Source organism: Streptomyces rubrogriseus (assembly GCF_027947575.1).
Taxonomy (GTDB): domain Bacteria; phylum Actinomycetota; class Actinomycetes; order Streptomycetales; family Streptomycetaceae; genus Streptomyces; species Streptomyces rubrogriseus.
The window spans coordinates 3,564,623-3,577,429 of the sequence record NZ_CP116256.1; the positions used below are offsets into that span (position 1 = coordinate 3,564,623).

Here is a 12,807-nt window from a genome sequence, read left to right on the forward strand (position 1 = left end):
GCGGGGACCCGCAGGGGCGAGCGCACCACAAGCGGAACCAGAAGGAAGATGATGCCCCGTGACCACGGACACCGGCGGCAAACCCGCCGTCCGTCGGCTGGAGACAGGATGGTCGAAGGCCCGCCGCCTGCGGAGCAGGGGCGTGATGCGCACCTGCGTACCCGCCGTGGAGGACGGCAGCGCCGTCCGCGCACCGCAATCGGGCCAGGAGTCGAACATCGTCCGGGGCGAGGACTGACCGAGCCCCGAGGGTGGTGACACCGCCCAGCGCGCCGGCCTCGGTGCCGGCGCGGTGCGCGTTTCGGGGCGGTCGCGGACCGCGAGGGGCGCGCCGGTAGCGTCAGGGGTCCCGCACCACCCGCACGAGGGCACGGAGCCCGCGACAAGGCACGGATCCGCTCATGAACATCCTGGTCACCGGCGCCGCCGGATTCATCGGCTCCCGGTACGTCCGCGGGCTCCTCGCCTCCGACGCGCCCGGCGCCCCGCGGGTCACCGTGCTGGACGCCCTCACCTACGCCGGATCCACCGCGAACCTCGAACTCGGCCACCCCCGGCTGGAGTTCGTGCACGGCGACATCCGCGACGCGGCGCTCGTGGACCGGCTGACGGCCGGGGCCGACCAGGTGGTGCACTTCGCCGCCGAGTCCCACGTGGACCGCTCCATCCACGCCGCCTCCGACTTCGTCCTGACCAACGTCGTCGGCACCCAGAACCTGCTGGACGCCGCCCTGCGCCACGGTGTGGGGCCCTTCGTGCACGTCTCCACCGACGAGGTCTACGGCTCCGTCGGCGTCGGCTCGGCGACCGAGGAGCACCCTCTGCGGCCGAGTTCTCCGTACTCCGCCTCGAAGGCGTCGGGCGACCTGCTGGCCCTCTCCTACCACCGCACCCACGGCCTCGACGTACGGGTGACCCGGTGCTCCAACAACTACGGCCCGCACCAGTTCCCCGAGAAGCTCGTGCCGCTGTTCGTCACCCGTCTCCTGGACGGCCACCGGGTCCCGCTGTACGGGGACGGCCGCAACGTCCGCGACTGGCTGCACGTCGACGACCACTGCCGGGGCGTCGACCTGGTCCGCACCCGTGGCAGGGCCGGCGAGGTCTACAACATCGGCGGCGGCACCGAGCTGAGCAACCGCGACCTCACCGGCCTGCTCCTGGACGCCTGCGGCGCGGGGCCGGACCGCATCGTGCACGTCGAGGACCGAAAGGGCCACGACCTGCGCTACTCGGTCGACTGGAGCAAGGCCCGCGAGGAGCTGGGCTACCGCCCCCACCGCGACTTCGCGACCGGGCTGGCCGAGACCGTCGCCTGGTACCGGGACAACCGGGCCTGGTGGGAGTCGCTCGAGCGGTGCGCCGACGCGGGCTGACGGGCCGCTTCCGTACGGGTCAGCCGTGCGTCTTGGCCAGCAGCTCCAGGATCTCCCGCGTGGTGCCCGTCTCGCCCAGGCGCGGGAAGATCCGCTCGACGCTGCCCCGGTGCGCCTCGGCACTCATGTCGCTCATCGCGTCGGTCGCGAGCGTGACGTGATAGCCGTGTTCGTGGGCGGCCCGGGCGGTGGACTCCACACCGATGCTGGTGGCGATACCGGTCAGCACGATCTGGGTGACACCGCGGCGGCGCAGCTGGACATCGAGGCCGGTGCCGTGGAAGGCGCCCCAGTTGCGCTTGGTGACGGTGAGGTCGCCGGGGTGCCCGGCCAGTTCGTCGACGACGACGTCCCAGCCCTCGGGCCGCGGCCCGCCGGCGCCCCCGGCCTCCGTGCGACCGGGCACGGCGTCCGCCCCGTCGGCGGCGAACGAGACCCGGACCAGCACCACGGGCAGGTCGCGGGCCCGGAAGGCTTCGGCCAGTTCGGCGCTCCGGGCCACGACCTCGGCGCCGGAGTACGGCTCGGTGGGCGCGGCGACGATACCGGCCTGGAGGTCGATCACGACGAGGGCGGTACGGGGGTCCAGGGCGGTGACGGTCATGGGGCGGTGCCTTTCGGATGGTTCTCACACGGTTCGGCCGCGATCGACCCCACCGTAAGTTCGACAGGTAAAACTGTCCAGCTAAGCCTGCACAGTTTTACCTGTCGATTAAGCTGGAACACGTGCGTCTGCTGATCACGTCCGACACCCACCTGCCCAAGCGCGCGAAAGAACTGCCGGCGCCGCTGCTGGCGGAGATTCCGCGCGCGGACGTCGTCCTGCACGCGGGGGACTGGGTCGACACGGCCACCCTCGACCTGCTGGAGAGCCGCAGCCGCAGACTCGTCGGCGTCCACGGAAACAACGACGGACCCGCGCTGCGTGCCCGGCTGCCCGAGGTGGCGTACGCGGACCTCGGCGGCCTGCGCTTCGGCGTCGTCCACGAGACGGGCGCCGCACCGGGGCGCGAGGCCCGCTGCGCCGCCCGCTTCCCCGGCCTGGACGTCCTGGTCTTCGGGCACAGCCACATCCCCTGGGACACCACCGCCGCCACCGGCCTGCGGCTGCTCAACCCGGGGTCGCCGACGGACCGGCGCCGTCAGCCGTACCACACCTACATGACCGCCACGGTCGCCGACGGCCGGCTGCGGGACGTCGAGCTGCACCGGCTGCCGCCGCGGTGAGCGGCGGCCCGCACCGGGACGGGCGGCACCCGTGAGGGCGCCGCCCGGTGCGGACCGGGCCGCTCCGTGTCGCGGGAAGCGGCCCGGGCGCTTCTTCTGGAGTGCGCTGTCACGGACCTCCTTCCGGGGCAGTGGTGTCGAGGGCATGCATGCCTCGTCCGTTGCCGGGCGACTACCCGGGACGGGCCGGCTCACACATGCGTGCGGGGACGCCCCGCCGGGCCCGGACCGCGTGGTGACTCAGTCGGCCGACGGCCCCGTCCAGTCCGCCGCCACCTGGCCGATGCGGACCCGCTGCGGGTGATCGCCGACGGGGACGGAGACCGACTTCTCGCCGGTGGCGAAGTCGATGGCCGTCACCTGGTCGGCGCCGCTCTCGGAGACCACGCAGTGCGTCCCGTCGCCGCTGACCGTGGCCCAGTAGGGCTTGGCCGCGGGCACCAGCGGGCCCTCCTTGAGGGTGTCGCGGTCCACGACCGTCGCGTAGTCGTCCATCGTGCCGGCGACGCAGATCCTGGCGCCGTCCGGGCTCATCGAGAGACCGTGGTGGCGCGAGTCGTTGACCCAGGTGGTGCGGTCCTCGCTGGTGGCGGGGTTCTTCGGCAGGGTCTTCGTCCGGGTGATCCGGTCCCCGGCGACGTCGTACTCGAAGAAGCCGTTGAAGAACGAGACCTGGAAGTACAGCTTGGACTCGTCGGGCGAGAAGACGGCGGGCCGCACCGCGTCCGAGTGGTCGCCGAGGCCGATCGCGTCGAGCCGCTCGCGCATGTCGACCACCCTGACCCGCTCGTACGTCCGTGCGTCCACGATCGTGATGCGCCGGTCGCCCTTCGTCCAGTCGAGCCAGGGGGCGTCGAGCGCGGTGTTCACCTCACCGATCGACATGTTCCAGATGTACCGGCCGTCGCGGGTGAAGATGTTCTCGTGCGGCTTGTCGCCCGTGCCGAACGAGCCGACCTGTTCACCCGTCCCGATGTCGAGGACGTGCACGGTGTTCGAGGTCGACGCCGAGACCGCGACCCGGGTGCCGTCGGGGGAGATCGCCATGTGGTCGGAGCGGTAACCCGAGACGGGGAAGCGCCAGTTGATGTCGCCGGTGGCGAGGTCGACGGAGACCACGTCGGCGAAGCTCGGCCGGGAGACGACCACCGAGGCACCGTCCGGCGTCGAGTACATGTCGTCGACGAGCTGGTCGTGTCCCTCGCCGACGCCGTTGCGGATGGCCTGGAAGTAGATCCACTTGATCGGATCGGCGTTGATCTCCGCCATCCGCTCCGCCTTGTCCGGGACGACGTCGATCCGGCCGATCCGCGCGAAGTCGCCGGTGGACCGGATGACGTCCGCGGTGCCGTCCCAGTTGTTGCCGACGAACATCACCTCGCGCAGGCCGGCGGGGGCGTCCGGAGCGGCCGAGGCCGTGGCGGCGGGGGTGGCGACGGTGAGGGCGAGGGCGGCGGCTACGGCGCCGAGGTGCCTGGTCGAGAAGGCGGGCATGGTGCTCTCCTCCGGCAGGGGGCGTGGTGGGGGCGCTGGAGCATGGGGTGCTGGCGCGCGGACGCGCGCAGTCTGAACACAGCCGCTTTCAGAGTGAACTTACTGCAAAGTAAGGAAGGGTCGCCCTTCTCCACAAGGTCCCGGACCCGACAAAATCGGCCGGAGGACGAGGAGTTGGCGCGAGGGAGGGGGCAGCGGGTGGCGGGCAGGCTCAGGGCGCCGACGGGCCGCTACGGCGGCAAGTCGGCCGCGCAGCGCCAGGCCGAGCGCCGCCGGCGCTTCCTCGACGCCGCGCTCCAGCTGTTCGGCGACAGCCCCGGCTACCGCGCCACGACCGTCGCGGCCCTCAGCGAGGCCGCAGGTCTGTCCACCCGCCAGTTCTACGAGGAGTTCCGCACCCTGGAGGACGTGCTCGCCGCGCTCCACCTCCAGGTCAACTCCTGGGCCGAGGAGGCCGTCCGCGCCGCGGCCGAGGGTGCCCGCGGCCTGCACCTCGCCGACCGCGCCGCCGTGATCTTCCGCGCCTACGCCGCCAACGTCACCGCCGATCCGCGCCGCGTCCGCATCACCTTCGTGGAGATCGTCGGCGTCAGCCCGCGCCTGGAGGAACAGCGGCTGGCCCGCCGGGCCCGCTGGGTCGACCTCATCTGTGCCGAGGCCCGGTCGGCCGCCGTACGCGGAGAGGCGGCGGCCCGTGACTACCGGCTCGCCGCCACCGCGTTCATCGGCGGCGTCAACGGCCTGCTGCACGACTACAGCGCGGGCTGGGTGGACGCGACCCTCGACGAGGTCGTCGACGAACTGGTCCACCAGCTCCTGGCCGTCCTGCGCCCGCCCGGCCCGTTCCCGGAGGGCTGACAGGCCCGCCCGTCGCCCGAACGCCGGCTACTCGTCCCAGGCCTGGATCATGGTCTGCTCGACGATCTCACCGTCCCGCAGCGACAGCATCGACTCCGCGAGCACCCGCACGCCGTCCGGGTAGGTGCACTCCTCGGAGAACGCGACCTGGTCGCCCTGGACCACACAGCGTGCCATCCGGTGGGTCATGTCGCGGCTGTAGACGTCGTCGAGCATCTCGGCGATCTCGTCCCGGCCGTGCAGGACCTTGGGGCGGCTGGGCTGGTCGTACCGGTCGACGATGCGGACCTCCGCGTCCCGCGCGTACAGCGACAACAGGGGTGCCGCCGTCTCTCCTTCGATGCCCCGGCGCAGCGCTTCGGTGTCGAAGCCGGGGCCTGCCGTGGTACCCATGACGACCTCCTTCGGACGTCGAGGGCCGCGACCCGGAGCCCGAACGGGCCGCCTCGGCCCTCTCCCTTCGAGCTTCCTCCGTCCGGGCGGCCACGGCAACGGTGACCGTGACACTGGTCCTCATGGGTGAGCGGCGCCGCCCGCCCGTGTCCACGCCGTGCCCGTCCGCGTTGCTCAGCACATGATCTCAACACGACGTATCGTCGCCGTCGTCGGGCTCGCCGCCGGTGTCACCGGCCTCGCCGCGCCGATGGCGAGCGCGGCCGGCGGGGGTCCGCTGGGCACGGAGAAGCTCAGCGTGACGAACACCCTCGACTCGCTCGCGGTCGGTGACATGCCCGCCGAGGACCGGGCCCGGATGCCGCTCCCGTCCCAGCAGTTGCACCGGCTCCAGGACCTCCAGCAACTGCAGCAGGTCACCGGCCTGGTCTCGCCCGTCTTCGGCGTGGTCCCCGCCCTGGGCTGACGCCCGCGTCAGCCACCGGTTGCCAGGAACTGGGTGGCCGCCAGCTCCGCGTACAGCGGATCGGCGGTCACCAGCTCCCGGTGCGTGCCGACCGCACGCACGCGCCCCGCGTCCATCACCACGATCCGGTCCGCCATCGTCACCGTGGACAGCCGGTGCGCGACCACCAGCACCGTGGTCGTCCGGGCCACGTCCGCCACGGTGTCGCGCAGCGCCGCCTCGTTGACCGCGTCCAGCTGCGAGGTGGCCTCGTCGAGCAGCAGCAGACGCGGCCGGCGCAACAGCGCACGGGCGATGGCCACCCGCTGGCGCTCGCCCCCGGACAGTTTCGTGCCCCGATGCCCGACGAGCGTCTCCAGCCCGTGCGGCAGCCGTTCGACCAGGCCGTCCAGGCGGGTCGTCTTCAGCACGGCGGCCAGGGTCGCCTCGTCCCCCTCCGGATTGCCCAGCAGCAGGTTGTCCCGCAGCGAACCGGACAGCACCGGGGCGTCCTGCTCCACATAGCCGATCGAGGCCCGCAGCGAGGACAGTTCCCAGTCCCCGAGGCTCCGGCCGTCCAGCGTGATCTCACCGGAGTCCGGGTCGTAGAACCGCTCCAGGAGGGAGAAGACGGTGGTCTTGCCCGCACCGGACGGACCGACGAACGCCGTCATCCCCCGGGCCGGCACCTCGAAGCTCACCCCGTGGTGGATGTACGGAAGATCGTCGGCATAGCGGAAGCGGACCTCGCGGAAGGAGACGGACGCCGGCGGCGCGCCCGTCGACGGCAGCGGGACCGGCCGGGCCTGCGGCTCCGCGGGCAGGCCCAGCGCGTCCTGGATCCGGCCCAGCGCCGCCCGGCCCGTCTGGTACTGCGTGATCGCGCCGACGACCTGCTGGATCGGGGACATCAGATAGAAGACGAACAGCAGGAACGCGACCAGGGTCCCCACGTCGATCGCTCCCGTCGCCACCCGCGCCCCGCCCACCGCGAGCACCGTGATGAAGGCGATCTGCATCGCGAGCCCCGCCGTGTGGCCCGCGGCGGCCGACCACTTGGCGGCCCGCACGCTCTGCCGCCAGGACTCCTCGGCGGCCTCGTGCAGCACCCGCTCCTCCCGGGGCTCGGCGCCCGACGCCTTCACGGTGCGCAGCGCGCCGAGGATCCGCTCCAGCGCGGCGCCCATCACGCCCACCGCGTCCTGCGCCTGCCGGCTCGCCCGGTTGATGCGCGGCACGATCAGCCCCAGCACCGTGCCCGCGCCCAGCACCACCGCCAGCGTCACCCCGAGGAGCACCGGATCGACGACGCCCATCATCACCAGCGTCGCCACCAGCGTCAGCCCACCGGTGCCGAGGCCGATGAGGGAGTCGGTGGTCACCTCGCGCAGCAGCGTCGTGTCGGAGGTGATCCGGGCCATCAGGTCACCGGGCTCGGTGCGGTCCACCGCCGCGATCCGCAGTCGCAGCAGGTACGACGACAGGGTGCGCCGCGCCCCGAGCACCACCGACTCCGCGGTGCGCCGCAGCACGTACGAACCCAGCGCGCCCAGCGCCGTGTTGGCGACCACCAGACCCGACATGGCGAGCAGCGCACCGGTGATGGCCCGGTCCTGCGCCAGGTCGTCGATCAGCTCCCGCGCCACCAGTGGCAGCAACAGCCCCGTGGCGCCGGTGAGCAGGGAGAGCAGCGCGCCCGCGAACAGGGCCGTGCGGTGCGGTCGTACGTAGGACAGGAGCAGCCGCCAGGCGGGCGTACCGGTCCCAGGCTGTGCGGTGGTCACGTCGCTCCTTCGGCACACGGACGGGGCACTCAGGCTACGTCGGCGCCGAACGCCACGACGCGCCGGTCCCGCGAGACCACCCGCACTCCGCGAACCGCCCTGTCACCTGCCCCTTTCCGATCACTTGCGCGTAGGGTCTGGGGGAACGCTGAACGGCCGAGGAAGGGGTCAGGACCATGGCGCAGGAAGTACGCGGCGTGATCGCGCCGGGCAAGGACGAGCCGGTGCGGATCGAGACGATCGTCGTGCCGGACCCCGGCCCGGGCGAGGCCGTCGTCAAGATCCAGGCCTGCGGGGTGTGCCACACCGACCTGCACTACAAGCAGGGCGGCATCAACGACGAGTTCCCGTTCCTGCTCGGCCACGAGGCCGCGGGCGTGGTCGAGTCGGTCGGCGCCGGGGTCACCGACGTGGCCCCCGGCGACTTCGTGATCCTCAACTGGCGCGCCGTGTGCGGCACCTGCCGGGCCTGTCTGCGCGGACGGCCCTGGTACTGCTTCGACACCCACAACGCCGAGCAGAGGATGACCCTCGCGTCGACCGGCCAGGAGCTGTCCCCGGCGCTCGGCATCGGCGCCTTCGCCGAGAAGACCCTGGTCGCCGCCGGACAGTGCACCAAGGTCGACCCGGCGGTCTCGGCCGAGGTGGCCGGGCTCCTCGGCTGCGGGGTGATGGCCGGCATCGGCGCCGCCATCAACACCGGCAACGTCGGCCGCGGTGACACCGTCGCCGTCATCGGCTGCGGCGGCGTCGGCGACGCGGCGATCGCCGGGTCGTACCTGGCGGGCGCGTCGAAGGTCATCGCCGTGGACATCGACGACCGCAAGCTGGAGACCGCCCGTTCCATGGGCGCCACCCACACCGTCAACTCCCGCGGGACCGACCCCGTCGAGGCGATCCGTGAACTGACCGGCGGCTTCGGCGCCGACGTCGTCATCGAGGCCGTCGGCCGCCCGGAGACCTACCGCCAGGCCTTCTACGCCCGCGACCTGGCCGGCACCGTCGTCCTGGTCGGCGTGCCCACTCCCGAGATGAAGCTGGAGCTGCCGCTGCTCGACGTGTTCGGCCGCGGCGGCTCGCTCAAGTCCTCCTGGTACGGCGACTGCCTGCCCTCCCGCGACTTCCCGATGCTCGTCGACCTCCACCTCCAGGGCCGCCTGGACCTCGGCAAGTTCGTCACCGAGACCATCCGCCTCGACGAGGTGGAGCAGGCCTTCGACCGGATGCACGCCGGTGACGTGCTGCGCTCGGTGGTGGTGCTCTGATGGCTCCCCGCATCGAACGCCTCGTCACCTCCGGGCAGTTCAGCCTCGACGGCGGCACCTGGGACGTCGACAACAACGTCTGGCTGGTCGGCGACGACCACGAGGTGGTGGTCATCGACGCCGCCCACGACGCCGACGCCATCGCCGAGGCCGTCGGGGACCGGCGGCTCACCGCCATCGTGTGCACCCACGCCCACAACGACCACGTGGGCGCCGCGCCCGCGCTCGCCGAGCGCACCGGCGCCACCGTCTGGCTGCACCGCGACGACCTGCCCCTGTGGCAACAGACCCACCCCGACCGCGCCCCGGACGCGTGGCTGACCGACGGCCTGGTCATCGAGGCCGCCGGCGCCGACCTGACCGTCCTGCACACCCCGGGCCACGCGCCCGGCGCGGTCTGCCTCTACGACCCCGGTCTCGGCACCGTGTTCACCGGCGACACCCTCTTCCAGGGCGGACCGGGCGCCACCGGCCGCTCCTACTCCCACTTCCCGACCATCATCGACTCGATCCGGGACAAGCTGCTGGTCCTCCCGCCCGAGACCGAGGTTCGCACCGGGCACGGCGACTCCACGACCATCGGCGCCGAGGCCCCGCACCTGGAGGAGTGGATCAAGCGCGGGCACTGACCTGGACGGCAGCCGCCGAGACCGCCCCGGCAAGTGCCCAAACGCGTAAACGCGGGGACACGCGGTAAAGGTGACAGAAGATGTCCGGCTTCCCGGGCACTCTCGAACACGACATCGCTAGTGCGGGACGTGTGGGAGAGGAACGGAAGCCGGACATGACAGGGTCATCGAAAGGTCCGCTGGCGGGCAGGGTCGCACTGGTCGCCGGGGCGACCCGCGGCGCCGGCCGGGGCATCGCCGTCGAACTGGGCGCGGCCGGCGCCACCGTCTACGTCACCGGCCGCAGCACCCGCGCCCGGCGCTCGGAGTACGACCGCCCCGAGACCATCGAGGACACCGCCGACCTGGTCACCGAGGCGGGCGGCCACGGCGTCGCCGTACCCGCCGACCACCTGGACCCGGCCCAGGTCGCCGCCGTCGTCGACCGGATCGCCAGCGAACAGGCCCGCCTCGACATCCTGGTCAACGACATCTGGGGCGGCGAGACCCTCTTCGAGTGGGACAGCCCCGTCTGGGAGCACGACCTCGACAACGGCCTCAGACTGCTGCGGCTCGCCGTCGAGACCCACGCCATCACCAGCCACCACGCGCTGCCGCTGCTGCTGCGCCGCCCCGGCGGACTGGTCGTCGAGGTCACCGACGGCACCGACGCCTACAACCGCGACCACTACCGCAACTCGTTCTTCTACGACCTCGCCAAGACGTCCGTCCTGCGGATGGCCTTCTCCCTCGGGCACGAGGTGGGACCGCGGGGCGCCACCGCCGTCGCGGTGACCCCCGGCTGGCTGCGTTCGGAGATCATGCTCGACCACTTCGGCGTGCGCGAGGAGAACTGGCGCGACGCCCTCGACCGCGTCCCGCACTTCGCCATCTCCGAGACGCCCCGCTACGTCGGCCGCGCCGTGACCGCCCTCGCCGCCGACCCCGGTGTGGCGCGCTTCAACGGACGGTCCTTCTCCAGCGGCTCGCTCGCCCAGGAGTACGGCTTCACCGACCTCGACGGCAGCCGCCCGGACGCCTGGCGCTATCTCGTGGAGGTCCAGGACGCGGACAAGCCCGCCGACGTCACGGGGTATCGCTGAGTGTCGGCAGGGGCATACGGGCGGAATGACCGGTGGGCAGGCCCAGGTCGGCCCGTACTGCGGTGTAGTAGTCCGCCCGCGCGACGCGTTGCCGTTCGAGCAGCTCCCGCCACGCCGGACCGTCGCGTACCAGCCGCTCCATGTCCATGAGGACGACGACCCAGGCCCGCGCCTTCTCCACGACCTGGGGGCTGCCCAGCAGGAGCAGCGCCTCCCAGTAGGGGTCGCGGGCCGCCGTGGCCTCGGCCATCGACACGTCGGCCTCCCGGGGCGGCAGCGGATGCGGGTGCGGATCCAGGCCGAGCGCGGACGCTCCCCGGTAGGTCAGGGTCACGGACGTCTTCACCGCCCGCGCGTAGTCCGCATACGCAGTGAACCGCCGCTCCTGCCAGTGGGCCTCCCGATCCCGCCGGAACCGGGCCCGGTCACTGCGGACCACGGCGAGATAGGAACCGAGCGCGCCGATGACGACGCCCATGAGCGCGGGGAGTTGCTGCACAAACGCGGACATGGCCGCACGCTATCTGCCGCTGTGATCGTCGCGGTACTACCGTCTGGCCCATGACGGAGACCAGGCGATTCACCGACCACGCGGCACTCGTGACGGGCGCGGCCCGGGGCATCGGCGCGGCCACCGTACGCCGGCTCGCCACGGAGGGAGCCCGGGTACTGCTGACCGACGTGGACCTCGCGGCGGCGCGGCGGACGGCGGCGGAACTGGCGGACGACGGGCTCGACGTGACCGCGTTCGCCTGCGACGTGAGCGACCGGGCGTCCGTCGAGGCGGCCGTCGCCCACGCCGTGGAAACCTTCGGCGGTCTGGACGTGCTGGTCAACAACGCCTTCGCCTGTACGCCGGACGCCCCGCTCTTCGAGGACGAACCGGACGACGTCTGGGCCCGCGACCTCGATGTCACCCTCACCGGCGCCCAACGCTGCTGCCGGGCCGCGCTGCCCCACCTCGCGGCCGCCGGGCGCGGCGCGATCGTGAGCATCGGCTCGGTCAACGGGGTCCAGGACTTCGGCAACCACGCCTACAGCGCGGCCAAGGCGGGTCTCGCCTCGCTGACCCGCACCCTCGCCGGACACGCGGGCCCGCGCGGCGTCCGCGTCAACCTCGTCACGCCGGGCACGGTGCGCACCACGGCCTGGGAGGGCCGGGACGAGGAACTGGCGGCGGTGCGGGGGCTGTATCCGCTGGGGCGGGTCGGCGAGCCAGAGGACGTCGCGGCGGCCGTCGCCTTCCTCGCCTCGCGCGACGCCGCCTGGATCACCGGGACCACCCTGGCCGTCGACGGCGGTCTGACCGCGGTCAACACCGGCTTCCGGCGGGCGATCGCGCGGGCGGAGGGCTCGGACTGACGCGTCCGTGCGGTCCGGTGCGGTCAGATGCGGTGCGGTCAGGTGCGGTCCGGTGGCGTTTGTCACGGTTGCGTCGCGGCGGCGGGCGGCACGCAACCAAAGCCGCCGGACGGCGGTCTAGCATGCCGGGATCGCACGAAGGCGAACTTCCGCCCAGCGCACCGCCTCGACGCGAAAGGCATGACCGACCATGGGGGACATACGCAGACGGGGAGCCGTCGCACTCGGGGTCACCGCACTGGTGGCACCGCTCACACTCGCGCTCACGGCGGCACCGGCCCAGGCCGCGAGCTGCACCGCGAAGGCGGGTCCGTACCAGAAGAAGGTGGAGAAGTTCCTCGGCCGCAAGGCCGACGGAAAGCAGTCCACCGCCGACTGCAAGGCGATCCGCGCCTTCCAGACCAAGCACGGCATCCAGCCCAACGCCGGCTACGCGGGCCCCGTCACCTGGGGAGTGATGGACCTGATGACGAAGCAGAAGGCCGTCGGAAAGAACCCGAACAAAGCCGGCAAGTGCCCCACCAACAAGGGCCGTATCGCCTGCGTGAACCTCAGCCTCCAGCTGAGCTGGATCCAGGACGGCAAGAAGCTGGTGTACGGGCCGGTGCCGGTCCGCACCGGGCGCAACGGCTACGAGACCCGCACCGGTCTGAAGAAGGTCTACTGGCGCAACATCGACCACGTCTCGACCATCTACCACGTGCCGATGCCCTACAGCCAGTTCTTCGACGGCGGCCAGGCCTTCCACTCCGTCGGCGTCAGCATGTGGAACCCGCCGGGCTCGCACGGCTGCGTCAACATGACCAAGACCGCCGCCAAGAAGTACTGGTCACTGCTGAAGAAGGGCGACGACGTCTACGTGTACGGCCGCAAGCCGGGCACCTGACGGACA

15 protein-coding genes are annotated in these 12,807 nt (G+C 72.2%); 10 read left to right on the top strand and 5 right to left on the bottom strand.

Annotated elements, in window-relative coordinates; translation table 11 throughout:
- Positions 1–58: 58 nt before the first annotated feature.
- Both Sru02f_RS16275 and rfbB read left to right on the top strand, forming a co-directional pair.
- Positions 59–238, top strand: coding sequence for a hypothetical protein (locus tag Sru02f_RS16275; RefSeq protein WP_109030740.1), 180 nt, complete (start codon positions 59–61; stop codon positions 236–238).
- 163 nt (positions 239–401) lie between these two features.
- Positions 402–1,376, top strand: a complete 975-nt coding sequence (rfbB, locus tag Sru02f_RS16280) for a dTDP-glucose 4,6-dehydratase (protein WP_109030741.1) — start codon at positions 402–404, stop codon at positions 1,374–1,376.
- 19 nt (positions 1,377–1,395) lie between these two features.
- Here the strand turns inward: rfbB and Sru02f_RS16285 are convergent, their stop codons facing one another.
- Positions 1,396–1,980 (bottom strand): hydrolase, encoded by a 585-nt coding sequence (locus Sru02f_RS16285; protein WP_109030742.1) that lies wholly within the window; start codon positions 1,978–1,980, stop codon positions 1,396–1,398.
- A gap of 122 nt (positions 1,981–2,102) precedes the next feature.
- Between Sru02f_RS16285 and Sru02f_RS16290 the strand changes: the two genes are divergently transcribed.
- Positions 2,103–2,603 carry a metallophosphoesterase family protein gene (locus Sru02f_RS16290; protein WP_109030743.1) on the top strand — a complete coding sequence of 167 codons (501 nt, stop codon included), beginning with the start codon at positions 2,103–2,105 and terminating at the stop codon, positions 2,601–2,603.
- Positions 2,604–2,843: 240 nt separating this feature from the next.
- Here the strand turns inward: Sru02f_RS16290 and Sru02f_RS16295 are convergent, their stop codons facing one another.
- The gene (locus Sru02f_RS16295; protein ID WP_109030744.1) at positions 2,844–4,097 is read right to left on the bottom strand and encodes a YncE family protein; all 1,254 of its coding nucleotides are present in this window, start codon (positions 4,095–4,097) and stop codon (positions 2,844–2,846) included.
- Between the two features lie 198 nt (positions 4,098–4,295).
- Here Sru02f_RS16295 and Sru02f_RS16300 point away from each other — a divergent pair, with 198 nt between their 5' ends.
- Complete coding sequence (locus Sru02f_RS16300) at positions 4,296–4,955, top strand: TetR/AcrR family transcriptional regulator (RefSeq protein WP_109030745.1); 660 nt, start codon at positions 4,296–4,298, stop codon at positions 4,953–4,955.
- Positions 4,956–4,982: 27 nt separating this feature from the next.
- On the opposite strand, the gene Sru02f_RS16305 is transcribed toward Sru02f_RS16300, so the two are convergent.
- Complete coding sequence (locus Sru02f_RS16305) at positions 4,983–5,348, bottom strand: nuclear transport factor 2 family protein (protein ID WP_109030746.1); 366 nt, start codon at positions 5,346–5,348, stop codon at positions 4,983–4,985.
- Positions 5,349–5,529: 181 nt separating this feature from the next.
- Between Sru02f_RS16305 and Sru02f_RS16310 the strand changes: the two genes are divergently transcribed.
- Positions 5,530–5,814, top strand: coding sequence for a hypothetical protein (locus Sru02f_RS16310; RefSeq protein ID WP_109030747.1), 285 nt, complete (start codon positions 5,530–5,532; stop codon positions 5,812–5,814).
- A gap of 8 nt (positions 5,815–5,822) precedes the next feature.
- Here Sru02f_RS16310 and Sru02f_RS16315 read toward each other — a convergent pair whose 3' ends face one another.
- Positions 5,823–7,577 carry an ABC transporter ATP-binding protein gene (locus Sru02f_RS16315; RefSeq protein ID WP_109030748.1) on the bottom strand — a complete coding sequence of 585 codons (1,755 nt, stop codon included), beginning with the start codon at positions 7,575–7,577 and terminating at the stop codon, positions 5,823–5,825.
- Between the two features lie 176 nt (positions 7,578–7,753).
- Here Sru02f_RS16315 and Sru02f_RS16320 point away from each other — a divergent pair, with 176 nt between their 5' ends.
- The 3 genes from Sru02f_RS16320 to Sru02f_RS16330 all read left to right on the top strand — a co-directional run bounded on the left by Sru02f_RS16320 (position 7,754) and on the right by Sru02f_RS16330 (position 10,553).
- Positions 7,754–8,842 (top strand): S-(hydroxymethyl)mycothiol dehydrogenase, encoded by a 1,089-nt coding sequence (locus Sru02f_RS16320; RefSeq protein ID WP_109030749.1) that lies wholly within the window; start codon positions 7,754–7,756, stop codon positions 8,840–8,842.
- Positions 8,842–9,471 (top strand): MBL fold metallo-hydrolase, encoded by a 630-nt coding sequence (locus Sru02f_RS16325; RefSeq protein ID WP_109030750.1) that lies wholly within the window; start codon positions 8,842–8,844, stop codon positions 9,469–9,471. The genes Sru02f_RS16320 and Sru02f_RS16325 overlap by 1 nt, the downstream gene beginning before the upstream one ends.
- Positions 9,472–9,626: 155 nt before the next feature.
- Complete coding sequence (locus Sru02f_RS16330; protein WP_109030751.1) at positions 9,627–10,553, top strand: SDR family oxidoreductase; 927 nt, start codon at positions 9,627–9,629, stop codon at positions 10,551–10,553.
- Here the strand turns inward: Sru02f_RS16330 and Sru02f_RS16335 are convergent.
- Positions 10,537–11,064, bottom strand: a complete 528-nt coding sequence (locus Sru02f_RS16335) for a hypothetical protein (RefSeq protein WP_109030752.1) — start codon at positions 11,062–11,064, stop codon at positions 10,537–10,539. The genes Sru02f_RS16330 and Sru02f_RS16335 overlap by 17 nt on opposite strands.
- A gap of 50 nt (positions 11,065–11,114) precedes the next feature.
- Here Sru02f_RS16335 and Sru02f_RS16340 point away from each other — a divergent pair, with 50 nt between their 5' ends.
- Positions 11,115–11,915 carry an SDR family NAD(P)-dependent oxidoreductase gene (locus Sru02f_RS16340; RefSeq protein ID WP_109030753.1) on the top strand — a complete coding sequence of 267 codons (801 nt, stop codon included), beginning with the start codon at positions 11,115–11,117 and terminating at the stop codon, positions 11,913–11,915.
- Between the two features lie 190 nt (positions 11,916–12,105).
- The gene (locus Sru02f_RS16345; RefSeq protein WP_109030754.1) at positions 12,106–12,801 is read left to right on the top strand and encodes a L,D-transpeptidase family protein; all 696 of its coding nucleotides are present in this window, start codon (positions 12,106–12,108) and stop codon (positions 12,799–12,801) included.
- Positions 12,802–12,807 lie beyond the last annotated feature (6 nt).

Coding starts and splice junctions, on each gene's coding strand:
- rfbB (WP_109030741.1), top strand. CDS start 402: ATGAACATCCTGGTCACCGGCGCCGCCGGATTCATCGGCTCCCGGTAC.
- Sru02f_RS16285 (WP_109030742.1), bottom strand. CDS start 1,980: ATGACCGTCACCGCCCTGGACCCCCGTACCGCCCTCGTCGTGATCGAC.
- Sru02f_RS16295 (WP_109030744.1), bottom strand. CDS start 4,097: ATGCCCGCCTTCTCGACCAGGCACCTCGGCGCCGTAGCCGCCGCCCTC.
- Sru02f_RS16305 (WP_109030746.1), bottom strand. CDS start 5,348: ATGGGTACCACGGCAGGCCCCGGCTTCGACACCGAAGCGCTGCGCCGG.
- Sru02f_RS16310 (WP_109030747.1), top strand. CDS start 5,530: ATGATCTCAACACGACGTATCGTCGCCGTCGTCGGGCTCGCCGCCGGT.
- Sru02f_RS16320 (WP_109030749.1), top strand. CDS start 7,754: ATGGCGCAGGAAGTACGCGGCGTGATCGCGCCGGGCAAGGACGAGCCG.
- Sru02f_RS16325 (WP_109030750.1), top strand. CDS start 8,842: ATGGCTCCCCGCATCGAACGCCTCGTCACCTCCGGGCAGTTCAGCCTC.
- Sru02f_RS16330 (WP_109030751.1), top strand. CDS start 9,627: ATGACAGGGTCATCGAAAGGTCCGCTGGCGGGCAGGGTCGCACTGGTC.
- Sru02f_RS16335 (WP_109030752.1), bottom strand. CDS start 11,064: ATGTCCGCGTTTGTGCAGCAACTCCCCGCGCTCATGGGCGTCGTCATC.
- Sru02f_RS16340 (WP_109030753.1), top strand. CDS start 11,115: ATGACGGAGACCAGGCGATTCACCGACCACGCGGCACTCGTGACGGGC.
- Sru02f_RS16345 (WP_109030754.1), top strand. CDS start 12,106: ATGGGGGACATACGCAGACGGGGAGCCGTCGCACTCGGGGTCACCGCA.